At 64.2% G+C, this 17,370-nt stretch carries 16 protein-coding genes; 5 read left to right on the forward strand and 11 right to left on the reverse strand.

The annotated features are described in order from the left end of the window. Positions 1 to 70: 70 nt before the first annotated feature. The 3 genes from O4H62_RS14445 to O4H62_RS14455 all read right to left on the reverse strand — a co-directional run bounded on the left by O4H62_RS14445 (position 71) and on the right by O4H62_RS14455 (position 3,440). Positions 71 to 673, reverse strand: a complete 603-nt coding sequence (locus O4H62_RS14445; RefSeq protein ID WP_269388855.1) for a GNAT family N-acetyltransferase — start codon at positions 671 to 673, stop codon at positions 71 to 73. A gap of 10 nt (positions 674 to 683) precedes the next feature. Further along, complete coding sequence (locus O4H62_RS14450) at positions 684 to 1,097, reverse strand: ketosteroid isomerase-related protein (RefSeq protein ID WP_269388856.1); 414 nt, start codon at positions 1,095 to 1,097, stop codon at positions 684 to 686. A 1,143-nt stretch (positions 1,098 to 2,240) separates the two neighbouring features. Continuing rightward, complete coding sequence (locus O4H62_RS14455; RefSeq protein ID WP_269388857.1) at positions 2,241 to 3,440, reverse strand: DUF930 domain-containing protein; 1,200 nt, start codon at positions 3,438 to 3,440, stop codon at positions 2,241 to 2,243. Positions 3,441 to 3,657: 217 nt separating this feature from the next. On the opposite strand from O4H62_RS14455, the gene O4H62_RS14460 reads away from it, so the two are divergent. Continuing rightward, on the forward strand, positions 3,658 to 4,272 hold the full coding sequence (locus tag O4H62_RS14460; RefSeq protein ID WP_269388858.1) for a glutathione S-transferase family protein: 615 nt from the start codon (positions 3,658 to 3,660) through the stop codon (positions 4,270 to 4,272). Between the two features lie 15 nt (positions 4,273 to 4,287). On the opposite strand, the gene O4H62_RS14465 is transcribed toward O4H62_RS14460, so the two are convergent. The 3 genes from O4H62_RS14465 to rpoD all read right to left on the reverse strand — a co-directional run bounded on the left by O4H62_RS14465 (position 4,288) and on the right by rpoD (position 7,304). Continuing rightward, positions 4,288 to 4,521 (reverse strand): hypothetical protein, encoded by a 234-nt coding sequence (locus O4H62_RS14465; protein ID WP_269388859.1) that lies wholly within the window; start codon positions 4,519 to 4,521, stop codon positions 4,288 to 4,290. A 138-nt stretch (positions 4,522 to 4,659) separates the two neighbouring features. Beyond that, positions 4,660 to 4,932: a DUF2442 domain-containing protein gene (locus O4H62_RS14470; protein ID WP_269388860.1), complete on the reverse strand. Its 273-nt coding sequence runs from the start codon at positions 4,930 to 4,932 to the stop codon at positions 4,660 to 4,662. A 326-nt stretch (positions 4,933 to 5,258) separates the two neighbouring features. Beyond that, positions 5,259 to 7,304 carry an RNA polymerase sigma factor RpoD gene (gene rpoD, locus O4H62_RS14475; RefSeq protein WP_269388861.1) on the reverse strand — a complete coding sequence of 682 codons (2,046 nt, stop codon included), beginning with the start codon at positions 7,302 to 7,304 and terminating at the stop codon, positions 5,259 to 5,261. A 122-nt stretch (positions 7,305 to 7,426) separates the two neighbouring features. On the opposite strand from rpoD, the gene O4H62_RS14480 reads away from it, so the two are divergent. After that, entirely contained in the window at positions 7,427 to 7,678 is a 252-nt protein-coding gene (locus O4H62_RS14480) for a hypothetical protein (RefSeq protein ID WP_269388862.1), read from the forward strand. Positions 7,679 to 7,736: 58 nt separating this feature from the next. Here the strand turns inward: O4H62_RS14480 and dnaG are convergent, their stop codons facing one another. Continuing rightward, positions 7,737 to 9,740, reverse strand: coding sequence for a DNA primase (gene dnaG, locus O4H62_RS14485; RefSeq protein WP_269388863.1), 2,004 nt, complete (start codon positions 9,738 to 9,740; stop codon positions 7,737 to 7,739). Between the two features lie 359 nt (positions 9,741 to 10,099). Here dnaG and O4H62_RS14490 point away from each other — a divergent pair, with 359 nt between their 5' ends. Then, positions 10,100 to 11,911, forward strand: coding sequence for a putative bifunctional diguanylate cyclase/phosphodiesterase (locus O4H62_RS14490; protein WP_269388864.1), 1,812 nt, complete (start codon positions 10,100 to 10,102; stop codon positions 11,909 to 11,911). A gap of 17 nt (positions 11,912 to 11,928) precedes the next feature. Here O4H62_RS14490 and O4H62_RS14495 read toward each other — a convergent pair whose 3' ends face one another. The 3 genes from O4H62_RS14495 to O4H62_RS14505 all read right to left on the reverse strand — a co-directional run bounded on the left by O4H62_RS14495 (position 11,929) and on the right by O4H62_RS14505 (position 13,878). Then, positions 11,929 to 12,669, reverse strand: a complete 741-nt coding sequence (locus O4H62_RS14495; protein WP_269388865.1) for a helix-turn-helix transcriptional regulator — start codon at positions 12,667 to 12,669, stop codon at positions 11,929 to 11,931. Next, positions 12,666 to 13,136, reverse strand: a complete 471-nt coding sequence (locus O4H62_RS14500) for a PAS domain-containing protein (RefSeq protein ID WP_269388866.1) — start codon at positions 13,134 to 13,136, stop codon at positions 12,666 to 12,668. The genes O4H62_RS14495 and O4H62_RS14500 overlap by 4 nt, the downstream gene beginning before the upstream one ends. Before the next feature lie 292 nt (positions 13,137 to 13,428). Continuing rightward, entirely contained in the window at positions 13,429 to 13,878 is a 450-nt protein-coding gene (locus tag O4H62_RS14505) for a GatB/YqeY domain-containing protein (RefSeq protein ID WP_269389470.1), read from the reverse strand. 307 nt (positions 13,879 to 14,185) lie between these two features. On the opposite strand from O4H62_RS14505, the gene carA reads away from it, so the two are divergent. Both carA and O4H62_RS14515 read left to right on the forward strand, forming a co-directional pair. Further along, positions 14,186 to 15,382 carry a glutamine-hydrolyzing carbamoyl-phosphate synthase small subunit gene (gene carA / locus O4H62_RS14510; protein ID WP_269388867.1) on the forward strand — a complete coding sequence of 399 codons (1,197 nt, stop codon included), beginning with the start codon at positions 14,186 to 14,188 and terminating at the stop codon, positions 15,380 to 15,382. Between the two features lie 104 nt (positions 15,383 to 15,486). Next, complete coding sequence (locus O4H62_RS14515) at positions 15,487 to 15,900, forward strand: VOC family protein (protein WP_269388868.1); 414 nt, start codon at positions 15,487 to 15,489, stop codon at positions 15,898 to 15,900. Positions 15,901 to 15,912: 12 nt separating this feature from the next. Here the strand turns inward: O4H62_RS14515 and O4H62_RS14520 are convergent, their stop codons facing one another. Next, positions 15,913 to 17,169: a DUF2778 domain-containing protein gene (locus O4H62_RS14520; protein WP_269388869.1), complete on the reverse strand. Its 1,257-nt coding sequence runs from the start codon at positions 17,167 to 17,169 to the stop codon at positions 15,913 to 15,915. Positions 17,170 to 17,370: the final 201 nt, after the last annotated feature.

Consider the following 17,370-nt stretch of genomic DNA (forward strand, 5'->3'; position numbering starts at 1 on the left):
GTAATCAGCCGCAACGCGATTCCGCAACAGAATTCATGGCGCCGGCTTGTCGAGCGAGTGCAATCCCGCCTCAGAGTTCGCGGCCCCAGACCTGCAGCTCCTTGACGCTTTCCGCCGTCTCGCCGATGTCGCGCCAGGAAAACGCTGCCAGCAGGCCGGGATAGGGCTCGTAGCCGAGACTGCGCCAGAAGCCGTGCAACGGAACGTAGTCGGCGGGCCGGGAAGGATGCTCGTCGGGCCTGAGCACCGAGGCGAAGACGGCGTGCTCGTAGCCCTGCGCCCGCGCGGCCGCCTCGCGCATGGCAAAGAACTGCCGGCCCGCGCCCTGGCCGCGGTACTCGGGCAGCAGCACCGACTCCGCCATGTAGAAGAAGCCCGCCGGATCAAGCCCGATGCGGGCAAACGGCGCCGCGAATTCCTTGGCGTGGTCGGTCAATGGAGCGGCTGTCGCCGCCCCCACCATGCGGCCGCCGGCATCGCGTGCCGCAACCACCACCGCGCCCGGCGAGGCGGCGAAATGCTCGAGATAGCGTTTCTCGTAGGCGGCGTCGCCGTCATAGAGATAGGGCCAGTCGGCAAACACCGCGATCCTCAGCCGGGCCAGATCCTCGAGCGCCGCGCTGATCTCGGCCGCCGCGAGAACCGAAAAACTCAGGCCCGATTTCGAAGCCACCGCCGCTGCCTCAACCGGCTTTGACCTGAGCGATCCAGTCGGTCAGGTTGTAGCTCATCGTCACCCGGCTGATCAGGCCGTCGTCGATCTCGAAGAAGATGCCGGCGGGCAGCGTGTAGCGCTGGCCGTTTGCCTCGGGCAGGCCCTCGTCGGTGGCAAGATAGGTGCCGCGCACGGTGAACTCGGCCGCCGCATGCCCTCCGCTCTCATCAACCATTATGACGATATCGCCGAGCTGCTCGTCATAATGCCGGCTCATCTTGGCGTTGAACCAGCGGAATTTCTCCTTGCCGATCTCGCGGCCGCCCTGGTTGATGTCGTGCGCCACGTCGTCGCTGAGGCAGTCGAGCATGGCTTCGGAACTCTTGGCGTTGAACGCTTCGAGATAGCGGCGGATCAGGGCGGTTGTCGTGTCTCGGCTCATGACGGTCTCCGGGAATGAATGCGGGTTGCCCACAGGTGCCACAGACGGGCGGCCCGAGGCAAGGGTAAGCGGCAATGGGCTGGCGCAATGCCGCCGTCCACTCCGGGTGTCAACGTCGGGATGGGTGGTTCGGTTCCGCTGGAGGACGACGCGCGAAAACCCTCCGCGCGCCTGAACGCAGGAGTTTTGGATAGGAAAGTCCGGAGGGCCGCGCGCAGGCTGTGCCGTTCGGAAATGGGTTGTGGCGTGCATGCCCCGCTTTCGCGGGGGACATGCGGGGTGGCGCAGTGTGCGCGCGGGCCCGAATATCGCCGGATAGTGTCCGCATCCGACAGGCAGTCGCTTGCGTTTCTCGCTGCCCGGACACGGGCGGCTCAAAACGGCATCCGGCTTCATCCGGCACGGGCTATGCCTTGCGTTGACGATCCGGGAGCGCCGGGCACCTGATCCGGGATCAGACACCCTCCCCGCATCCGCAAGGCGGCCCGCCACAGGCCCGTTTCCATCCCCGCCCTGGCTGCCGGCCGGCGCAGGCCGGCACAGGGGGCAGGGATCTCTCCGGTGGCTGGCTTGGCCGATCCTCCCGTCGGGGCGTCCCGCAAGGGGATCCCGTTCAGGCTGATCCTGCTGCCAGCGGAACCCGCCGGTGCACCGCCTCCTCCATCGTCCCGCCGCACGTTACGGCAAACACCCGGAGGCCTTCCTCCCGCCTGGACCGATACGTTTCCGGGTCCATCCGGTGACGGGAGCGGCATGAGTGTGACACCCGGGGTGGGATGCGGGGAAAAGATTGCCGGGTATTTCGGGTATACAATTGGAATCGCTAGGACGGGGGCCAGGTTCTGTGCACGCGAAGACGGCGTTTTCCGCGGAACCCGATCTCCCCCCTTGCGGGGGAGATGTCTGCAAAGCAGACAGAGGGGGGTATGTTTCCGCTTGTCTCAAGCGCACGTATTTTGGGGAGGCTTCACCCCCCTCTGTCACCTACGGTGACATCTCCCCCGCAAGGGGGGAGATTGGAGGAACTTTCCAGACCGGTTAGGTTGCTAACAGAATAGACCGGATAGGGCGTTTACATTCCGACATTGGCACTCGCGCCTCCGAAAGAACGGCCCAAGCACCTGACCTTACATCCCTGCCCCCTCAAAGCTCCGGAAAGCCCCTTTGCTTCCACTGGGCGCGCGGGATTGGCGCGCCGACCTTGAAGGTGAAGGCGGTGACGCGGAGCGCGTCGGCGTCGACGGTGCAGCGGAAGTTGAGGTTGTACCAGGCGCCTCCGGCGCGGAACGCGGCGTTGGGGACCGCGAGCACATTGCCGCCGGGCAGCCGGTAGGCGGGCAGCAATTCAACGCGGTAGGATTCCGGCGCGCGCCGCAGCTGCTCGCGCAACTCGGTCGTGCAGAGCTGGCTGCCGCGAGCGTCGCGCGGCAGCGCGCCCATGGCCGTGGTCGCAACGGCATGACCGGTGTTGACGCTGGACGACAGCGCCCGCACGCCGGGCAGGCCGTTGTCGCCGGCAGGCGCAGGCTCTGCCGGCGCCGCGGGCGGTGTGCCGGAGGAGGAGTCGGGCCGCCGGGTTTCAACCGGATCGGGCGTAACCGGCTTCGGCGGCGATGGCGCCGGATCGGCTGGCTTTTCCGGCAGCGCCGCGGTTTCGGTCTGTTCGGCCGCTTCCGGCGCGTCGGCGGGCTGGTCGCCGGCCAGTTCCGCGTCGGGCACGACGATCTCGGCCGGCGCCGCCCGTGCCGGTTGCTCTACCGGAGCTTCGGCCTGGGTTTCGGCCAAGGTTTCAGCCGGATCTGCGGCGGGGGCTTCAACCTCCACCGGAACATCCGCGGCGGCCTCGGGCGGGGCCTCGGCGGCAGTCTCCGGCTCGGGTGCGGGTTCGGTTTCCGCTTCGGGCGCAGGCTCTGGCTGCGCGACGGCTTCAGGCTCGACCTCGGCCTCTGGTCCGGTTGCGGTCTGAGGCTCCTCAGGCGGTGTCTCCGCCGGCTCCGCGGCCGGCGCCTGTGCGGTCCCGCCGTCGGGCGCGACCTCCGGGCCCCTGTCCTCCTCGCCGAACTCAAACACCGGGCGCAGCACCGGGATCGGCACGGCCTCGCCTTCCGGCAGGGCCGGCGGCGGCGGCGATTCGGCTTCGGCGGCCTCGGCGGGTTCCGGCGCAGGCTCGGGCGGCGCTTCGGCCGCGGGCTCGGGTGCGGGCTCTTCCGGTGCAGGTTCCGGCTCGGGCGGCGGCACGATTGTCACCGCCACAACCTCTTCCGGTGGCTCGGTTTCCGCCATCGGCCTGGGCAGGTCGAACAGCAGCAGCGCCACGATCAGCCCGTGCAGCAAAAGCGACACGAGCAGAGCTCCGCTCAGGGTATTCAGGCTGAAACTCGACCAACGCACCATGAGGCGATGCATAGCAGAAAATCAGGCAGAACAAGGACACGACAGCGTGAGACGGCGAAATTCTCCGCCGGGTCCGATGCTGCGACGAACCGCGGCATCCGGGCTCCCTTGCCCGGCGCCGCACTTGCTGCCAGAACTGGCGTGCGGCAACACGGGAGAGACCCACATGAGCGGATACACGCTGTACTGGAAACCGGGATCGGGTTCGATGGTGGTCGAGGCGGCGCTGCGGCTGGTCGGCGTGTCCTTCGACGGGGTCAGGATCGACGACACGTCCGATCCCGCCTTTCTCGCCCTCAACCCGGCCGGCAAGGTGCCGGTGCTGAAGATGGCCTGCGGGCCTCTGATCGCCGAGAGCGCCGCCATCCTGCTGTCGCTCGACGACATGTTCCCCGAGGCGCGGCTCCTGCCGCCGCGCGGCAGGTCAGGTCACGTCAAGGCGGTGCAGTGGCTGATCTTCATGGCCACCAACATCTACCCCGCCTGCCTGCGCTATTATTACCCCGAGCGCCACACCGCCGACCCGGCGCCCGAGGCTGCCGAGGCAGTAAGGCAGCAGGCGGCGCGCGACATGGACCGCGATTTCGCCCAGCTCGCCGCCGCGCTTCAGGGCCCGTTCCTCACCGGCCAGACCATGACCATCACCGATGTCTACGCGGCGATGCTGGCCGACTGGTACGATCCGGCGAAACAAAAGCCGGAAATCGCCGCACTGGTCAGCCGCGTGCTCGAAAACCCGGCGGTCGCCGAGGCCTGGCGCAATCATGGGTTCGGCGCGTAGCTTGACGGCCCCCGACTATTTCGCCGGATAAAGCGTCACCGCCAGCTTCAACCCGGCGATCAGGAACGGCGTGGCGTGCATCAACAGGTCGAAGATATCGATCGGTTTCACCAGCGTGCCCGACGCCAGCATCTTCAGCTTCTCCCAGATATGCGGCTCGGGAAAGAACGGTGCCAGACCGAGCGTCAGGCACAGGATGATGACGATCGGCCAGGAAAACTGGTTGAGGATCTGGGCAAGCAATTCCATCGGGACAGGCTCCAGCATGAGAGGACAGCGCGCGGGACGCGGGCGGCTTTCACCCGCATGTCATGCGGATCGCCGGGAAATTCCAGATCTATATATTCAATTGCGCGAATATGTCGCGGGTGGGCGTGGCGCAGGCGATCAAGCCGCCGTTCTGCGCAGGCGGCCCTGCTCCGCCATTTCCCGATGCAGATTGATCGAGTCGACATCGAAACCGTTGGGCCATGTCAGGACGCCATTCGAGAGGAAGACGCGGCTGAAGAACGCCTCATCGGCAAGCGGCCTGACCATCGCGCCGGAGGCATCGCACACCCAGGAAAAATCCGCCTCGCCTTCCTCGCCGTTCGAAAAGCGGACGAAAGCGGTATGACCGGCCAAGGGTTTCACCTCGACAATCTTCACGATCTCAATCATTCGACGTCGGCTCCGGGCACCTGATTGAACGCCATGTGAAGTCTGCCACGCTCCCAGTTATCCAGCAAGTCAGCCGTGCGCAACGGGAACAGGCGGTTAAACTGGAGCGGAATGCTTCCCTCCGTCATGCCGGACTTGATCCGGCATCCAGCACGCGAGCGTCCGCGAGCCAAAGAGTCTTTCACGACACGGACGCGTCGTGGCTGGATTCCGGCTTGGTGGCCGTGATGACAGGGTGAGTCGGCCTCGCGCAAGAAGTCAAAACCAACGCAACAAAAAACCCGACGCGAAGGTCGGGTTTCTCAATTTCGAAATTCTCAAAGGTCCTAGCTATCCAGGAAGCTCCTGAGCTTCCTCGACCGGCTCGGGTGCTTCAGCTTCCTCAGCGCCTTGGCCTCGATCTGGCGGATGCGTTCGCGGGTGACCGAGAACTGCTGGCCGACTTCCTCGAGCGTGTGGTCGGTGTTCATGCCGATGCCGAAGCGCATGCGCAGCACGCGTTCCTCGCGCGGTGTCAGCGAAGCCAACACGCGGGTGGTGGTTTCGCGCAGGTTCGCCTGGATCGCGGCGTCGATCGGCAGGATGGCGTTCTTGTCCTCGATGAAATCACCCAGATGCGAATCTTCCTCGTCGCCGACGGGCGTTTCGAGACTGATCGGTTCCTTGGCGATCTTGAGAACCTTGCGCACCTTTTCCAGCGGCATGGCGAGCTTTTCGGCCAGTTCTTCCGGCGTCGGCTCGCGGCCGATTTCGTGCAGCATCTGGCGCGAGGTGCGGACGATCTTGTTGATCGTCTCGATCATGTGCACCGGGATACGGATGGTACGGGCCTGGTCGGCGATCGAACGGGTGATCGCCTGCCGGATCCACCAGGTGGCGTAGGTCGAGAACTTGTAGCCGCGGCGGTATTCGAACTTGTCGACCGCCTTCATCAGGCCGATATTGCCTTCCTGAATGAGGTCGAGGAACTGCAGGCCGCGGTTGGTGTATTTCTTGGCAATCGAGATCACCAGGCGAAGGTTGGCCTCGACCATTTCCTTCTTGGCGATGCGCGCCTCGCGCTCGCCCTTCTGCACCATCTGCACGATGCGGCGGAACTCGGAGATCGAGATGCCGGTTTCGGTGGCCAGGAACTGGATCTCGGCGCGGATCTCGCGGATGTTGTTGGATTCCGACTTGGCGAATTCCTTCCAGCCCTTGGCCGACAGGTTGGCGATCGACTTCATCCAGTTCGGATCGAGTTCGGCGCCGGAATACTGCGTCAGGAAGTCGTCGCGCTTGACGCCATAGCTCTCGGCCAGACGCAGCAGGCGGCCCTCGTTCTGCACCAGGCGCTTGTTGATGTCGTAGAGCTGCTCGACCAGCGAATCGATGCGGTTCTGGTTGAGCGACAGCGATTTCACCGCGGTGATCAGCGCGTCCTTCAGCTCCTTGTAGCGGCGCTCCTGCGCCGGCGACAGCGTGCCGGTGGCGGCAAGCCGGGCTTCCACCTGCTGGTCCTGCAGCTTCCTGAGCTTCTTGTAGGTGTCGGCGATGGTGTCGAGCGTTTCCATCACCTGCGGACGGAGCTCGGCCTCCATGGCGGCGAGCGAGAGGTTGTTCTCGTCGTCGTCCTCGTCGTCCTCCTCGAAGCTCTGGCCTTCGCCGCCGACATTGGTGACGTCGTCGGAGGCCGCCTTCTCGGCGCGGACCTTTTCCTTTTCCTCGGCGACCTTGCGGTCGGCCTCGATCTTCTCGGGGCTCTGGAACTGCGGCGCGGCCTTGGCCTCGGGACCGGAATAGGTGGTCTCCAGGTCGATGATCTCGCGCAGCAGCGTCGCGCCCTCGTTGAGTTCCTCGCGCCAGATGATGATCGCCTGGAAGGTCAGCGGGCTTTCGCACAGGCCCGCGATCATGGTCTCGCGGCCGGCCTCGATGCGCTTGGCGATGGCAATTTCGCCCTCGCGCGACAGAAGCTCCACCGAGCCCATCTCACGCAGATACATGCGGACCGGATCGTCGGTCCGGTCGGTCGGCTCTTTCTTCTTGGTGGCGGCAACGGCCGAACCGGACGCGGTGGTGATTTCCCCGCCTTCGCTCTCGGTATCGGAATCGTCATCCGGCTCCTTGTCCTCGCCGGCCTCGTCTTCCTCGACCACATTGATGCCCATATCGGAGAGCATCGACAGGATGTCCTCGATCTGTTCGGAGGTCACTTCCTCCGAAGGCAGCACGGCATTGAGCTCGTCCATGGTCACGTAACCCCGTTTTTTCGAGGTCTTGATCATCTTCTTGACGGCGTCATCCGACAGGTCGAGCAATGGCCCGTCAGGTCCACCGGCCTCGCGTTCGTTGTCCGTGTCGTCTGCTGCTTCTTTTACCTTGGTTGCCATGGGCAGTCACTTTCCCCGGATTTCATTCGGTTGATATCGTCTGCGCCTGCCGTCAGGCGCGTGCCTTCCGCCCCGTCGGGCAGACGGCATGTGCGAATCATCCGGATTGTTGTGGCGTACGCATGCTTAATTCCCTATTAACCATGCCGATCATTCAACTTTGCGGTCGTTGGCTCTGCGGTCATTCGAACCCCGGAAAACACGACATCACCGCAAGCTCGAAGAGCTGCATGATCCCGCACGATTTTGATCCAACAGGTGATTCCCACAAAAAACCTATCCGTCAAGGCTTTACGGGCAAAAAGCGCTCGGATCCGGCAATAAGCGCGAATTTGCCTGCTTTTTTGGTTTCATTGCCAGATCACCCTATTTAGGAGCCCGGTGTGATTCCACAAGTGCGGCAGGTCCGAATTGCGCCAGACGGCGTCAGGCTCAGCTACCGCGGCCGCCCTTGATGCGGCCGGACATGACGCCGAACCCGTCGATGATGGCTTCCTGGTTTTCAAGCCGCGCCACTTCGAGCTGGACTTCCTGCAACGCCAGCATCAGTCCCGGGATCGCTTCGCCGTCGCCGGCTTCCGTGGCCTCGGCGATATCGCGCTCCAGTTCGGCCTTCTGCCATTTGAGCGCGCGGGTGCGCTTGTGCAGCGACAGCGCCTGCTGGTAGCCCTCGCGCGCGTCTTCCGCCGCCGCTTCCACGGTGGCCGTCCAGATCCGCGCGTTGCGGATCTGCGCCTCGAGCCGGGCGATGAAGTCGCCCTGCCCGTCTGCCTCGAGCGCCGCATAGAGCCGCTCGCGGTCAAACCGGCCGCCAACCGAGGCCGCGTCGAGCATCACCTGCCAGACCCGCATCAGGCCCTTGTCGTCGAACTCGAGTGCGGCCAGCTCGTCAAACTCGTCGTGAAGCATCTGCGGGTGGTTGGCCACCGTCATCACCAGCACGGTCTCCCTGAGCGACGGCATGGCGCCGTGACCCCGCACCAGCCCCGACTGGGTCAGCCGCTCGGAAACGGCCATGATGCGCGCCGACTGCGGCCCGCCGCCGCGTCCCTCGCCCGGACGGCCGCCGCGCCCGCCTCCCCGGTCAAAGCCGCCACGCCCGTAGGAACCGCCGCCGGGCTTGCCCTGGTCGCGGTTGCCGTAGCGGGGCCCGCCGCCGAAAAACGCCTGCATGCGGTCGCGCATGTCCTGCTGGTAATGCCGCCGGAGGCTTTCATCCGCGATCAGCGACGTGGTCTGCCTGAGTTTCGCCTCGAGCTCGGCGCGGCTTTCGGGCGTCTCGAACACGCCGCCGCCGGCCTCACGCGACCACACCACATCGGCCAGCGGCCGCGCCGAGGTGATCACCTGGTCGAACGGCGTGCGTCCGTCATGGCGGACCAGATCGTCGGGATCCTTGCCCGGCGGCAGCACCGCGATCCTCAGCGACCTGCCCGGCGCGATATGCGGCAGGGCCAGGTCGACGGTGCGGTGGGCGGCGCGCTGGCCGGCCTCGTCGCCGTCAAAGCACAGCACCGGCTGCGGCGTCACCCGCCAGAGCAGCTTGAGCTGGTTTTCGCCCAGCGCCGTGCCGAGCGGCGCCACCACATTGTCGATGCCCGCCTGCGCCAGCGCGATCACATCCATGTAGCCCTCGACCACGATCAGCGTGCCGTCCTGGCCGCAGGCGCGCCTGGCGCGGGCGTAATTGTAGAGCACGTTGCCCTTGTGGAAGAGCTCAGTCTCGTTGGAATTGAGATACTTGGCCGGCGCACCGGGCGACAGCGCCCGGCCTCCGAACGCGATCACCCGCTCGCGCGCCGACAGGATCGGGAACATGATCCGGTCACGGAAGCGGTCATAGGAGACCGCGATCTCGGGCCCGTGCACCACCAGCCCGCAGGCCTCGATCTGGTCCTTGTCGACGCCGCGCGAGGCAAGGTGTTCCTTGAGCGCGCTGCGGCTGTCGGCGCTGTAGCCAAGGCGGAAGGCGGCGATCGTGCGTCCCGACAGCCCGCGGTCGCGCAGATAGGCCCGCGCCTTGGCGCCCTGCGGGCCCTGCAGCTGGTTTTCGAAGAACGAAGCCGCCATTTCCATGACATCCTCGAGACTGGCGCGCTGGCGTTCGCGCCGCGCTTCCTGCGGGTCCTGCACCGGCATCGGAATGCCGGCCATATCGGCCACGCGTTGCACCGCCTCGGGAAAATTCAGGCTTTCGAGCTCGGTGAGAAACTTGAAATGATCCCCCGACACGCCGCAACCGAAACAATGATAGCGGCCCTTGCGGTCTTCGCAGTGAAAGCTCGGTGATTTCTCGCCATGGAACGGGCAGCAAGCCCACCAGTCGCCACGCGAAGTGTTGGTTTTCTTCCGGTCCCAGGTCACATGCCGGCCGATCACGTCCGAAATCGGAACGCGTTCGCGAATGTCGTCAAGAAAGGACGGTGAGAACCGCAATATCGGCAAGCCTCCGGGCGCTGGGCAGGAACGGGTTGAAGATCGCGTCTATATAGGCATGGCCATCGGCGCTGGCAAAGATCTTGGCGCCTCACTCCCCGTTATGCACACCGGTCGGGCCGCCTGCGATCCGTTATCGCACTTTGTCGGCTAAAAACGCACCGATATCTAAAACTTTACGCATATTAGAAAATGCAAATAAATCATTTGCCCTTACAAATTGCCCGGAGCAATGGAAAAGCAAACCGCGGTCATGATGCCGCCGGCCATCGCCAAGCCGCGAGAACCGGCATGTTCAGGGTAATCTCAAATGAGTGCGGGCCGGCGATATGCCGAGTTCACGCCTCGGGGCGGCGTCCATGGCCAAAAAAACGGTACAGTACGGCATCGGCACCAACTCCCTCGGATTCAGACTGACAACGATCTACGTCGCCCTGGCAGCCGTTTGCCTGAGCTTGGCGACCATACCTTTTCTTTCCGAGCACAGCGTATCGGACACGGCACTCCACATGGGAATGGCGATTGCCGCTCTCATCGTGACCGCGATCCTGATGGCCTTGATGAGCCGCAGGCTGACCGGTCCGATCCGCAATCTGACCGACGTCGCCAGGAAGGTCGCAGAGGGACGACTGGACGTGAACGTGCCGGTCGACTGTTCCTGCGAGATCGGCGAACTTGGTGCCAGCATGCGCTCGATGGTCAGTCGCTTGCAGGCCTCGACGACCGAAATCCGTCAACTGGCCAATCACGACCTGATCACCGGCCTTCCCAACCGGCACCGGTTCCAGACCCTGCTTGAGCGACAGACGGGCTTCATCGACGCCGACGGAGCACCGGCAAGCGGATCGGTGTTCTTTATCGACGTGATTGACCTGCGCAAGATCAACGACCGGTTCGGCCATGAAACATCCGACCAGCTTCTCAAGACGATCGCGAGCCTGCTGGTCGAGGCCTCGCCCTGCGACGGCCATGGCGCAAACCTTCGCAACTCAGGCAGCGAAGAGGCCGTCCGCGAACCGGTCCTGGCGCGGTTCGGGGGAACGGAACTGGTGCTGTCGGTGCCAGGCCTGACCGACCCGGACGGGATCGCGGCGGTGGCAAACCGGCTGCACACCGCGCTGGCAGGCGGCGTCAAGGCTTCCGGACGCCAGTTTCATCCCGCCATCGCCATCGGCATCGCCCAGTACCCGCAACATTCGGCGTCGGCCACCAAGGTCACGCAATACGCGGCCCTAGCCTGCAACAATTCCCTGACCCTGTCGGAAGCGCAGAAGACCGCCCTGTTTCAACCCTGGATGCTCGAAGTCATAAAGTCCCGCGAAACCATGGAGCGCGACCTTCGCACCGCAATCGCCGATGGCCAGTTCGAGGTCTATTACCAGCCCAAGGTCAGTGCCCGTGACTGGACCGTGACCGGCGTCGAGGCGCTGGTCCGGCTCAACCACCCGGAGCGCGGCGTCGTGGGACCCGGCGAGTTCATAGAGATTGCCGAAATGACCGGGCTTATCGGTGACATCGGCCTGATCGTGCTGGAGGAAGCCGTATCCCAGTGCGCCGAATGGCACCGCGCCGGCCAGCCGACCGAAGTCTCGATCAATGTCTCCATCGAGCAATTCAAGAGTGCGGATTTCTCGAATCTGGTCATCGCCATACTGGGGGAACATCGATGCCCGGCCGATCTCGTCACCATCGAGATCACCGAAACAATCGCTCACACCAACATCGCCGGCGTCGCCGACCATATCAAGGCGCTCAGGGCTGTCGGGGTCCGTATCGCCATTGACGATTTTGGCACGGGCTACTCGAACCTGGCGCAGCTCAGCGGCCTGAAGTTCGACATTCTGAAAGTCGATCGCTCATTCGTTTCCGGCATCGATAGCGAGGGCAAGGCACGGGAAGTGTCCAGGGCCATCATCCAGCTTGGCAAGAATCTCGGATGCGGGATCGTGGTCGAGGGGACCGAAACTCCGGGGCAAGTAGCCGCGGCCGCACAGCTCGGATGCGATGAAATCCAGGGCTTCTTCTTCTCGAAACCGATGAAGCGCAGCGACTTCGACGCGTGGAAAGACCTCAGAACCCGAAATCCGGTGCAGGACGCATTTCACCGGGCAGCTGCCGGCGGCGGCCTCATGCAGGTACCGGCGGCGCAGGACAGGCTGGCTGCAAGCTAGTCAGCGGCCAGCCTGTCCTATTTGAACAGACCCAGACGGATCGCGTAGACCACGGCCTGGGTCCGGTTGGAGCAGCCAAGCTTCTTGGTGGCGATCGTGGCGTAGTGGTTGACGGTATGTTCCGACAATCCGGTGATCCGCGCGATCTCCGGACTGGTCTTGCCTTCGGCGGTCCATTTGAGAATTTCGACCTCGCGGTCGTTGAGAACCGATTTCGCCGCATGATCAGCCATGCTGATCCTCGAGATCTGTTCGATCAGCATGGTGGCGAACAGCGAAAGCGTCGACAACTCCTCTGTCGACAGCGGATCACGGTCGCCCATGAAGGAAACCGCGTGACGCAGGCCATGGGTGTCATGGACCGGAAAATACACGCCCATTGTCAGGTCGAAGCGGCCAAACAGCTGGTTGGCGTTTTCCGGCTCTTCGCCTGGACGTTTGCTGTTGACATCCCCGACCTCGAACACAAGCGGCGTGATCTGCTTGCGCAACTGGTCCAGGATCGGGCTGTTCCTGGCAAGGCCCAACCGGTCGTAATCTGCGATCAGTTCGGGTGGCCAGCTTGAGATCGTCGCCATGCTGGCTATCGAGCTGTCGTCACCCGAGGCAGCCGAGGGCAGGGTGATCACGGAAAAATAGCGAAACCCGTAGCTCAGGCAAACCTTGCGCAGCACCTGCATGGCATCGAAGATGGTCCGGATGTCCCGGATCACATCGAATGGCTGGGTGGAATAGGCCGGGTTTTGGAAAAAGGTCACGGCCCCTCCCCTTCCAGAACCACCGCGCGCACCATGTCTTGGTACTCATGGCAATATCCGATCAGTTCACCGCCCTGGTCAGCCCGGAAACGTCCGGCCACGGCAATCAGCCGATGAGATCCGGAGCTCCCCTTCACCCTCATGACAAAACGGAAGCCGTTGCGCCGGGTTGTCGCTGATTCCAGCAATGCCTCGACCACGGCAGCATCTTCGGGATGGTAGCAGGCCAGCATCTGGACCAGGCTGACCGACGGCGAAGCAGTCTCCATGCCGTGAATCCGCGCCGCATCCTCGGACCAGAACACCAGTCCCGTCGCGATATCCAGCCGCCAGATCCCCAACGGCACGATGGAACCAAGCAGATCCACAACTTCGTCACTGGAGACACCGACGTGATCCCAGCTCTGTTCGGGAAAACGACGATCAACGTGATCAAAATGGATGTGCGAAGCCGTATTGAGCATCATGTCTTGTCCTATCCGCGGTTTGGGTCGACTTTGACGAGCGAATCAACCGCATGCAGAAGGTCACCGGTTATAGGCGAGTGTTGATCGGGGATACTCCCAGAAATTAAGGGTATGCCCGCCATCAGCAGACGGTGATCTGCCCCTCACCCAATTACCGCAAACATCCCCGTACCTCCGCCTTCCCCTGGACCTACAGGGGACGCCCTGTCGCCTGGACCAAGAGCATCTTTTCTACCGTCGGGCGATTCCGCCCGACCGCAGGATGCTCTTGCTCCCGGCACAAGGACGCAGCCTACTGCAACAGGCCCTTGACCATGCCGCAGGCCTTGGAGAAATCCATCTGCCCCGGATAACGCTCCTTGAGCACATTCATGCACTTGCCCATGTCGCGCAGACCCGAAGCCCCGGTTTCAGTCACCACCGACTTGCACAATTCACGCACTTTCTCTTCCGGCAGCTGCTGTGGCAGGAACTGCCGGATGATGGCAATTTCATCCCGCTCCTGCTGGGCAAGCTCGAGCCGGGCATTTTCTTCGTAGATCGCGGCCGATTCCTCGCGCTGCTTGATCATCTTGGTCAGGATCTGGAGAATGTCCTCGTCGCTGACGGGATCCTTGCCAGTGCCGCGATTGGCGATATCACGATCCTTGATCGCCGCCTGGATCAGCCGCAGCGTCGACATACGTCGCGTATCCTTGGCGCGAATCGCATCCTTGAGCGTTTCGCTAAAACGTTCACGCATCATGTAACTATCTCCGGCAGTTCCTTGTCGGCCCTCTCGGGCCTGCATATGCAGGAGCAGAGGATTACCCCTTTGGCTGCATCCTGTTCAAGCGATTTATTGAAGGCGTCACGCCACGGTCCTGATTGACCGCGGCTTGCACCTTCTCTATTTACCGGCATTTGAAAGACCGGGCCAAGATCCATCCATCGCGGGAACTGCTGACCGCGGGTGGTTTCCGGACATCTTAAATGGCGATGCCCCGATAATACATCAAGGGGCCTCGGCCCGGCAATAGACCGGCTTCCCAGCTGTGAACGGAGTTGACATGACCACGAACCCCTGGACCGAGACGAAACCGACCGCTGTCCTGGTTTTCTCCGACGGCACCGTTATCCGGGGCCATGGCGTCGGCGCCACCGGCCAGGCCCGCGCCGAGGTCTGCTTCAACACCGCGCTGACCGGATACCAGGAAATCCTCACCGACCCGTCCTATCTCGGGCAGATCGTCACCTTCACCTTTCCGCATATCGGCAACATCGGCGCCAATGACGAGGACATCGAGGATCTCACCCCTGCCGCCCACATCGGCGCGGTCGGCGCGGTCTTCAAGGCCAACATCACCGATCCCTCCAACTACCGCTCCGCCGGGCACTTCGACGCCTGGCTCAAGGCTCGCGGCATCATCGGGCTCTCGGGCGTCGACACCCGCGCGCTGACCGCCTGGATCCGCGAGAACGGCGCGCCCAATGCCGTCATCGCACATGATCCGTCGGGCAATTTCGACATCGATGCGCTGACCGCCCAGGCGGCGGAATGGAGCGGACTGGAAGGCCTCGACCTCGCCAAGGAGGCAACATCGGGCCAGTCGTCAAGCTGGACGCAAGGCCCCTGGGTCTGGGACGAAGGCTTTGCCGAAGCCGGCGAACCCATCGCCCACATCGTCGCCATCGATTACGGCGTCAAGCGCAACATCCTGCGGCTGTTCTCGGGTCTTGGCTGCAAGGTCACCGTGGTGCCCGCCACCATGAGCGCCGAGGACATTCTCGCCATGTCGCCCGATGGCGTGTTCCTGTCGAACGGCCCCGGCGACCCGGCAGCGACCGGCGAATACGCCGTGCCGGTGATCCGCAAGCTGATCGACAGCGGCCTTCCGATCTTCGGCATCTGCCTTGGCCACCAGATCCTGGCGCTGGCGCTGGGCGGCACCACCGTGAAGATGCACCAGGGCCACCACGGCGCCAATCACCCGGTCAAGGACTACACCACCGGCAAGGTGGAGATCGTGTCGATGAACCACGGCTTCGCGGTCGACGCCAAGAGCCTGCCCGAGGGCGTGGAGGAAACCCACGTCTCGCTGTTCGACGGCTCCAACTGTGGATTGCGGCTGGTCGGCAAGCCGGTCTTCTCGGTCCAGCATCACCCGGAAGCCTCGCCCGGCCCGCAGGACAGCCACTACCTGTTCCGCCGCTTCATGAACATGGTGGCGGACCGCAAGGGCCTGCCGGCGCTGGCCGAGCGCTGAGCCTGGAAGCAGGCTCTTGGGCTGATCAGGGTCAGCATCGATTGCCCGCGCGGGCTGAGCTTGACCGGGCCGGGCCGGCCTGTTTCGACGAATGGAGAGGCACGATGATTGGCTACGTCACGGTCGGCGCCGATGATCTGGCACTTGCCGAGAACTTCTACTCGGCCTTCCTGCCGCGCCTCGGCTACGGCCTCGAAATCTCGCATGAAGGCTTGAGCTACTCGATACCCGCCACCGGCCAGGGGCACGAACCACCCGATTTCTACGTCAAGCCGCCCTTTGACGGGCAGCCGGCCTCCACCGGCAACGGCGTCATGGTGGCGTTCCAGGTCCCGACCCAGGCCATGGTCCGCGAGCTTCACGCCGCAGCGCTTGCGGCGGGAGGGCGGGACGAGGGCGCGCCCGGCTTCCGCGCCGCCTACAGCGCGCAATTCTACGTAGGCTATCTGCGCGATCCGCAGGGCAACAAGATCGCGCTCTACTGCAACGACCGCAACGAGTCCGGCCGTCCGGACTGACCGCTGCCGGGCCTATAGTGCTGCCAGGTAGGTCGGCAGTTCTTCCATATTTGGCACGACAATCAGCCGCTCGACCTCGCCGTTCTTGAAGGCGGTCAGGAAGCGCTCGTATTTCTTGAAGACCACACAGCCGTTGGACTGCGAGCGGTCGCCACCGCCCACATACATGTAGGTGTGCGCCAGCAGGCCGTCGCGGTCGTATTTCTTGCGGCCGTCGGCGGGCAGGAGACGGATGGCCTCGACGCCGTGGAAGCGGCTCTCGCGCATCCGCAGATTGTAGAGATTGGGCGGCGTGGGACCGCGGTTCTTGGCGGTGACATAGCGCGGATCGTCCTGCATGTGCGCCAGGCCGGAATGCGCCTCGAGCTTTTCGCCATTGGGCATGTGGACCGTTGCCGAGCCGATATCGTAGACGGCCACCTTGGACCCGGGGCCGGGAAGCCGTTTGCCGCCCTGCCCGCCGAACAGCCGGCCGAAAATCCCGCCCGGTGTCGCCTCCTCATTGGCCACATCCGGGTTCGCATAGGCCAGGACGCCGGACGTCTCTTTCTTCGCGGTGGACCGCGCCGGGCGCGGCGCCGGAGCGATTTCGGGCTGCGGCGTCGCCGCATCTGCGCCGGCGCGTTCCGCGATCCGCGGACGGGGTTCCGGCACGGGAATGGCCATGGCCAGCGCCATGTCGCCATCGGCATCGTTATCGCCATCGGCGGCGGCCGCCGCGTCGCCGCCGCGCGCCCCGGCCCTGCCGGACCCATCGGTCTCATCGTCGATTTCGGCCAGCGCCAGGGCGATCAGGATCGCCGAGGAGAACGGATCCCGTGTGTCGGGCATGGGCGCCGGCCCTGTCCGTTGATCCCAGTGCGAGACCTGCGGCGCAATCGCGCCGGCCGCGCGCATTGGCTCGCCCTTGACGGGAACGCCGGAAGTCCAGGTGTCGTGAAAGACGGTCGAGGCCTGCTCCAGCAGTCCGGTTCCGGAAAGACGCTGCGGATCAATGTCGGCGAGAAGCGGCATGGCACCCGGCTTTAAGGCGTCGCGATCTGCCAGGGAGCGCGAAGCCAGCGCGACACGCGGTTGCTTGTGGGCACGGCCCGGATCAAACGCGCCGGTATGGACGGTCGCCGGCGTCGAGGTGTGCAGCGAGGCGGGCAAGGCGACGAAGGCGGCGGTCAATTGGGAAGATCCCTCGGCCAGCAGCGATGTCGCCGCAAGCCACGCCACGATGCCGAGCATCGCCGCGGCAGGCGCGACAAAGGGAAGTCCGGTCAAGCGGATTCGCGAACCACAAACGCCATCGGTCAAGAATATCGTCCCCACGTGTCTATGCCGTTGTCAGCGCGCCGTTGTCAGCGACCGGCCACGGCGCGAGAAAAGCGCTCCATCCACGCCGGCGACCGCGCCTTCGGGTGGCCCGCGCCAACCAGCCATCTGCCACCAACCTTCGCAGATTCGGGCCATGCAGGCCTTGAT

The organism is Parahoeflea alexandrii, assembly GCF_027214025.1.
Taxonomy (GTDB): domain Bacteria; phylum Pseudomonadota; class Alphaproteobacteria; order Rhizobiales; family Rhizobiaceae; genus Hoeflea; species Hoeflea alexandrii_A.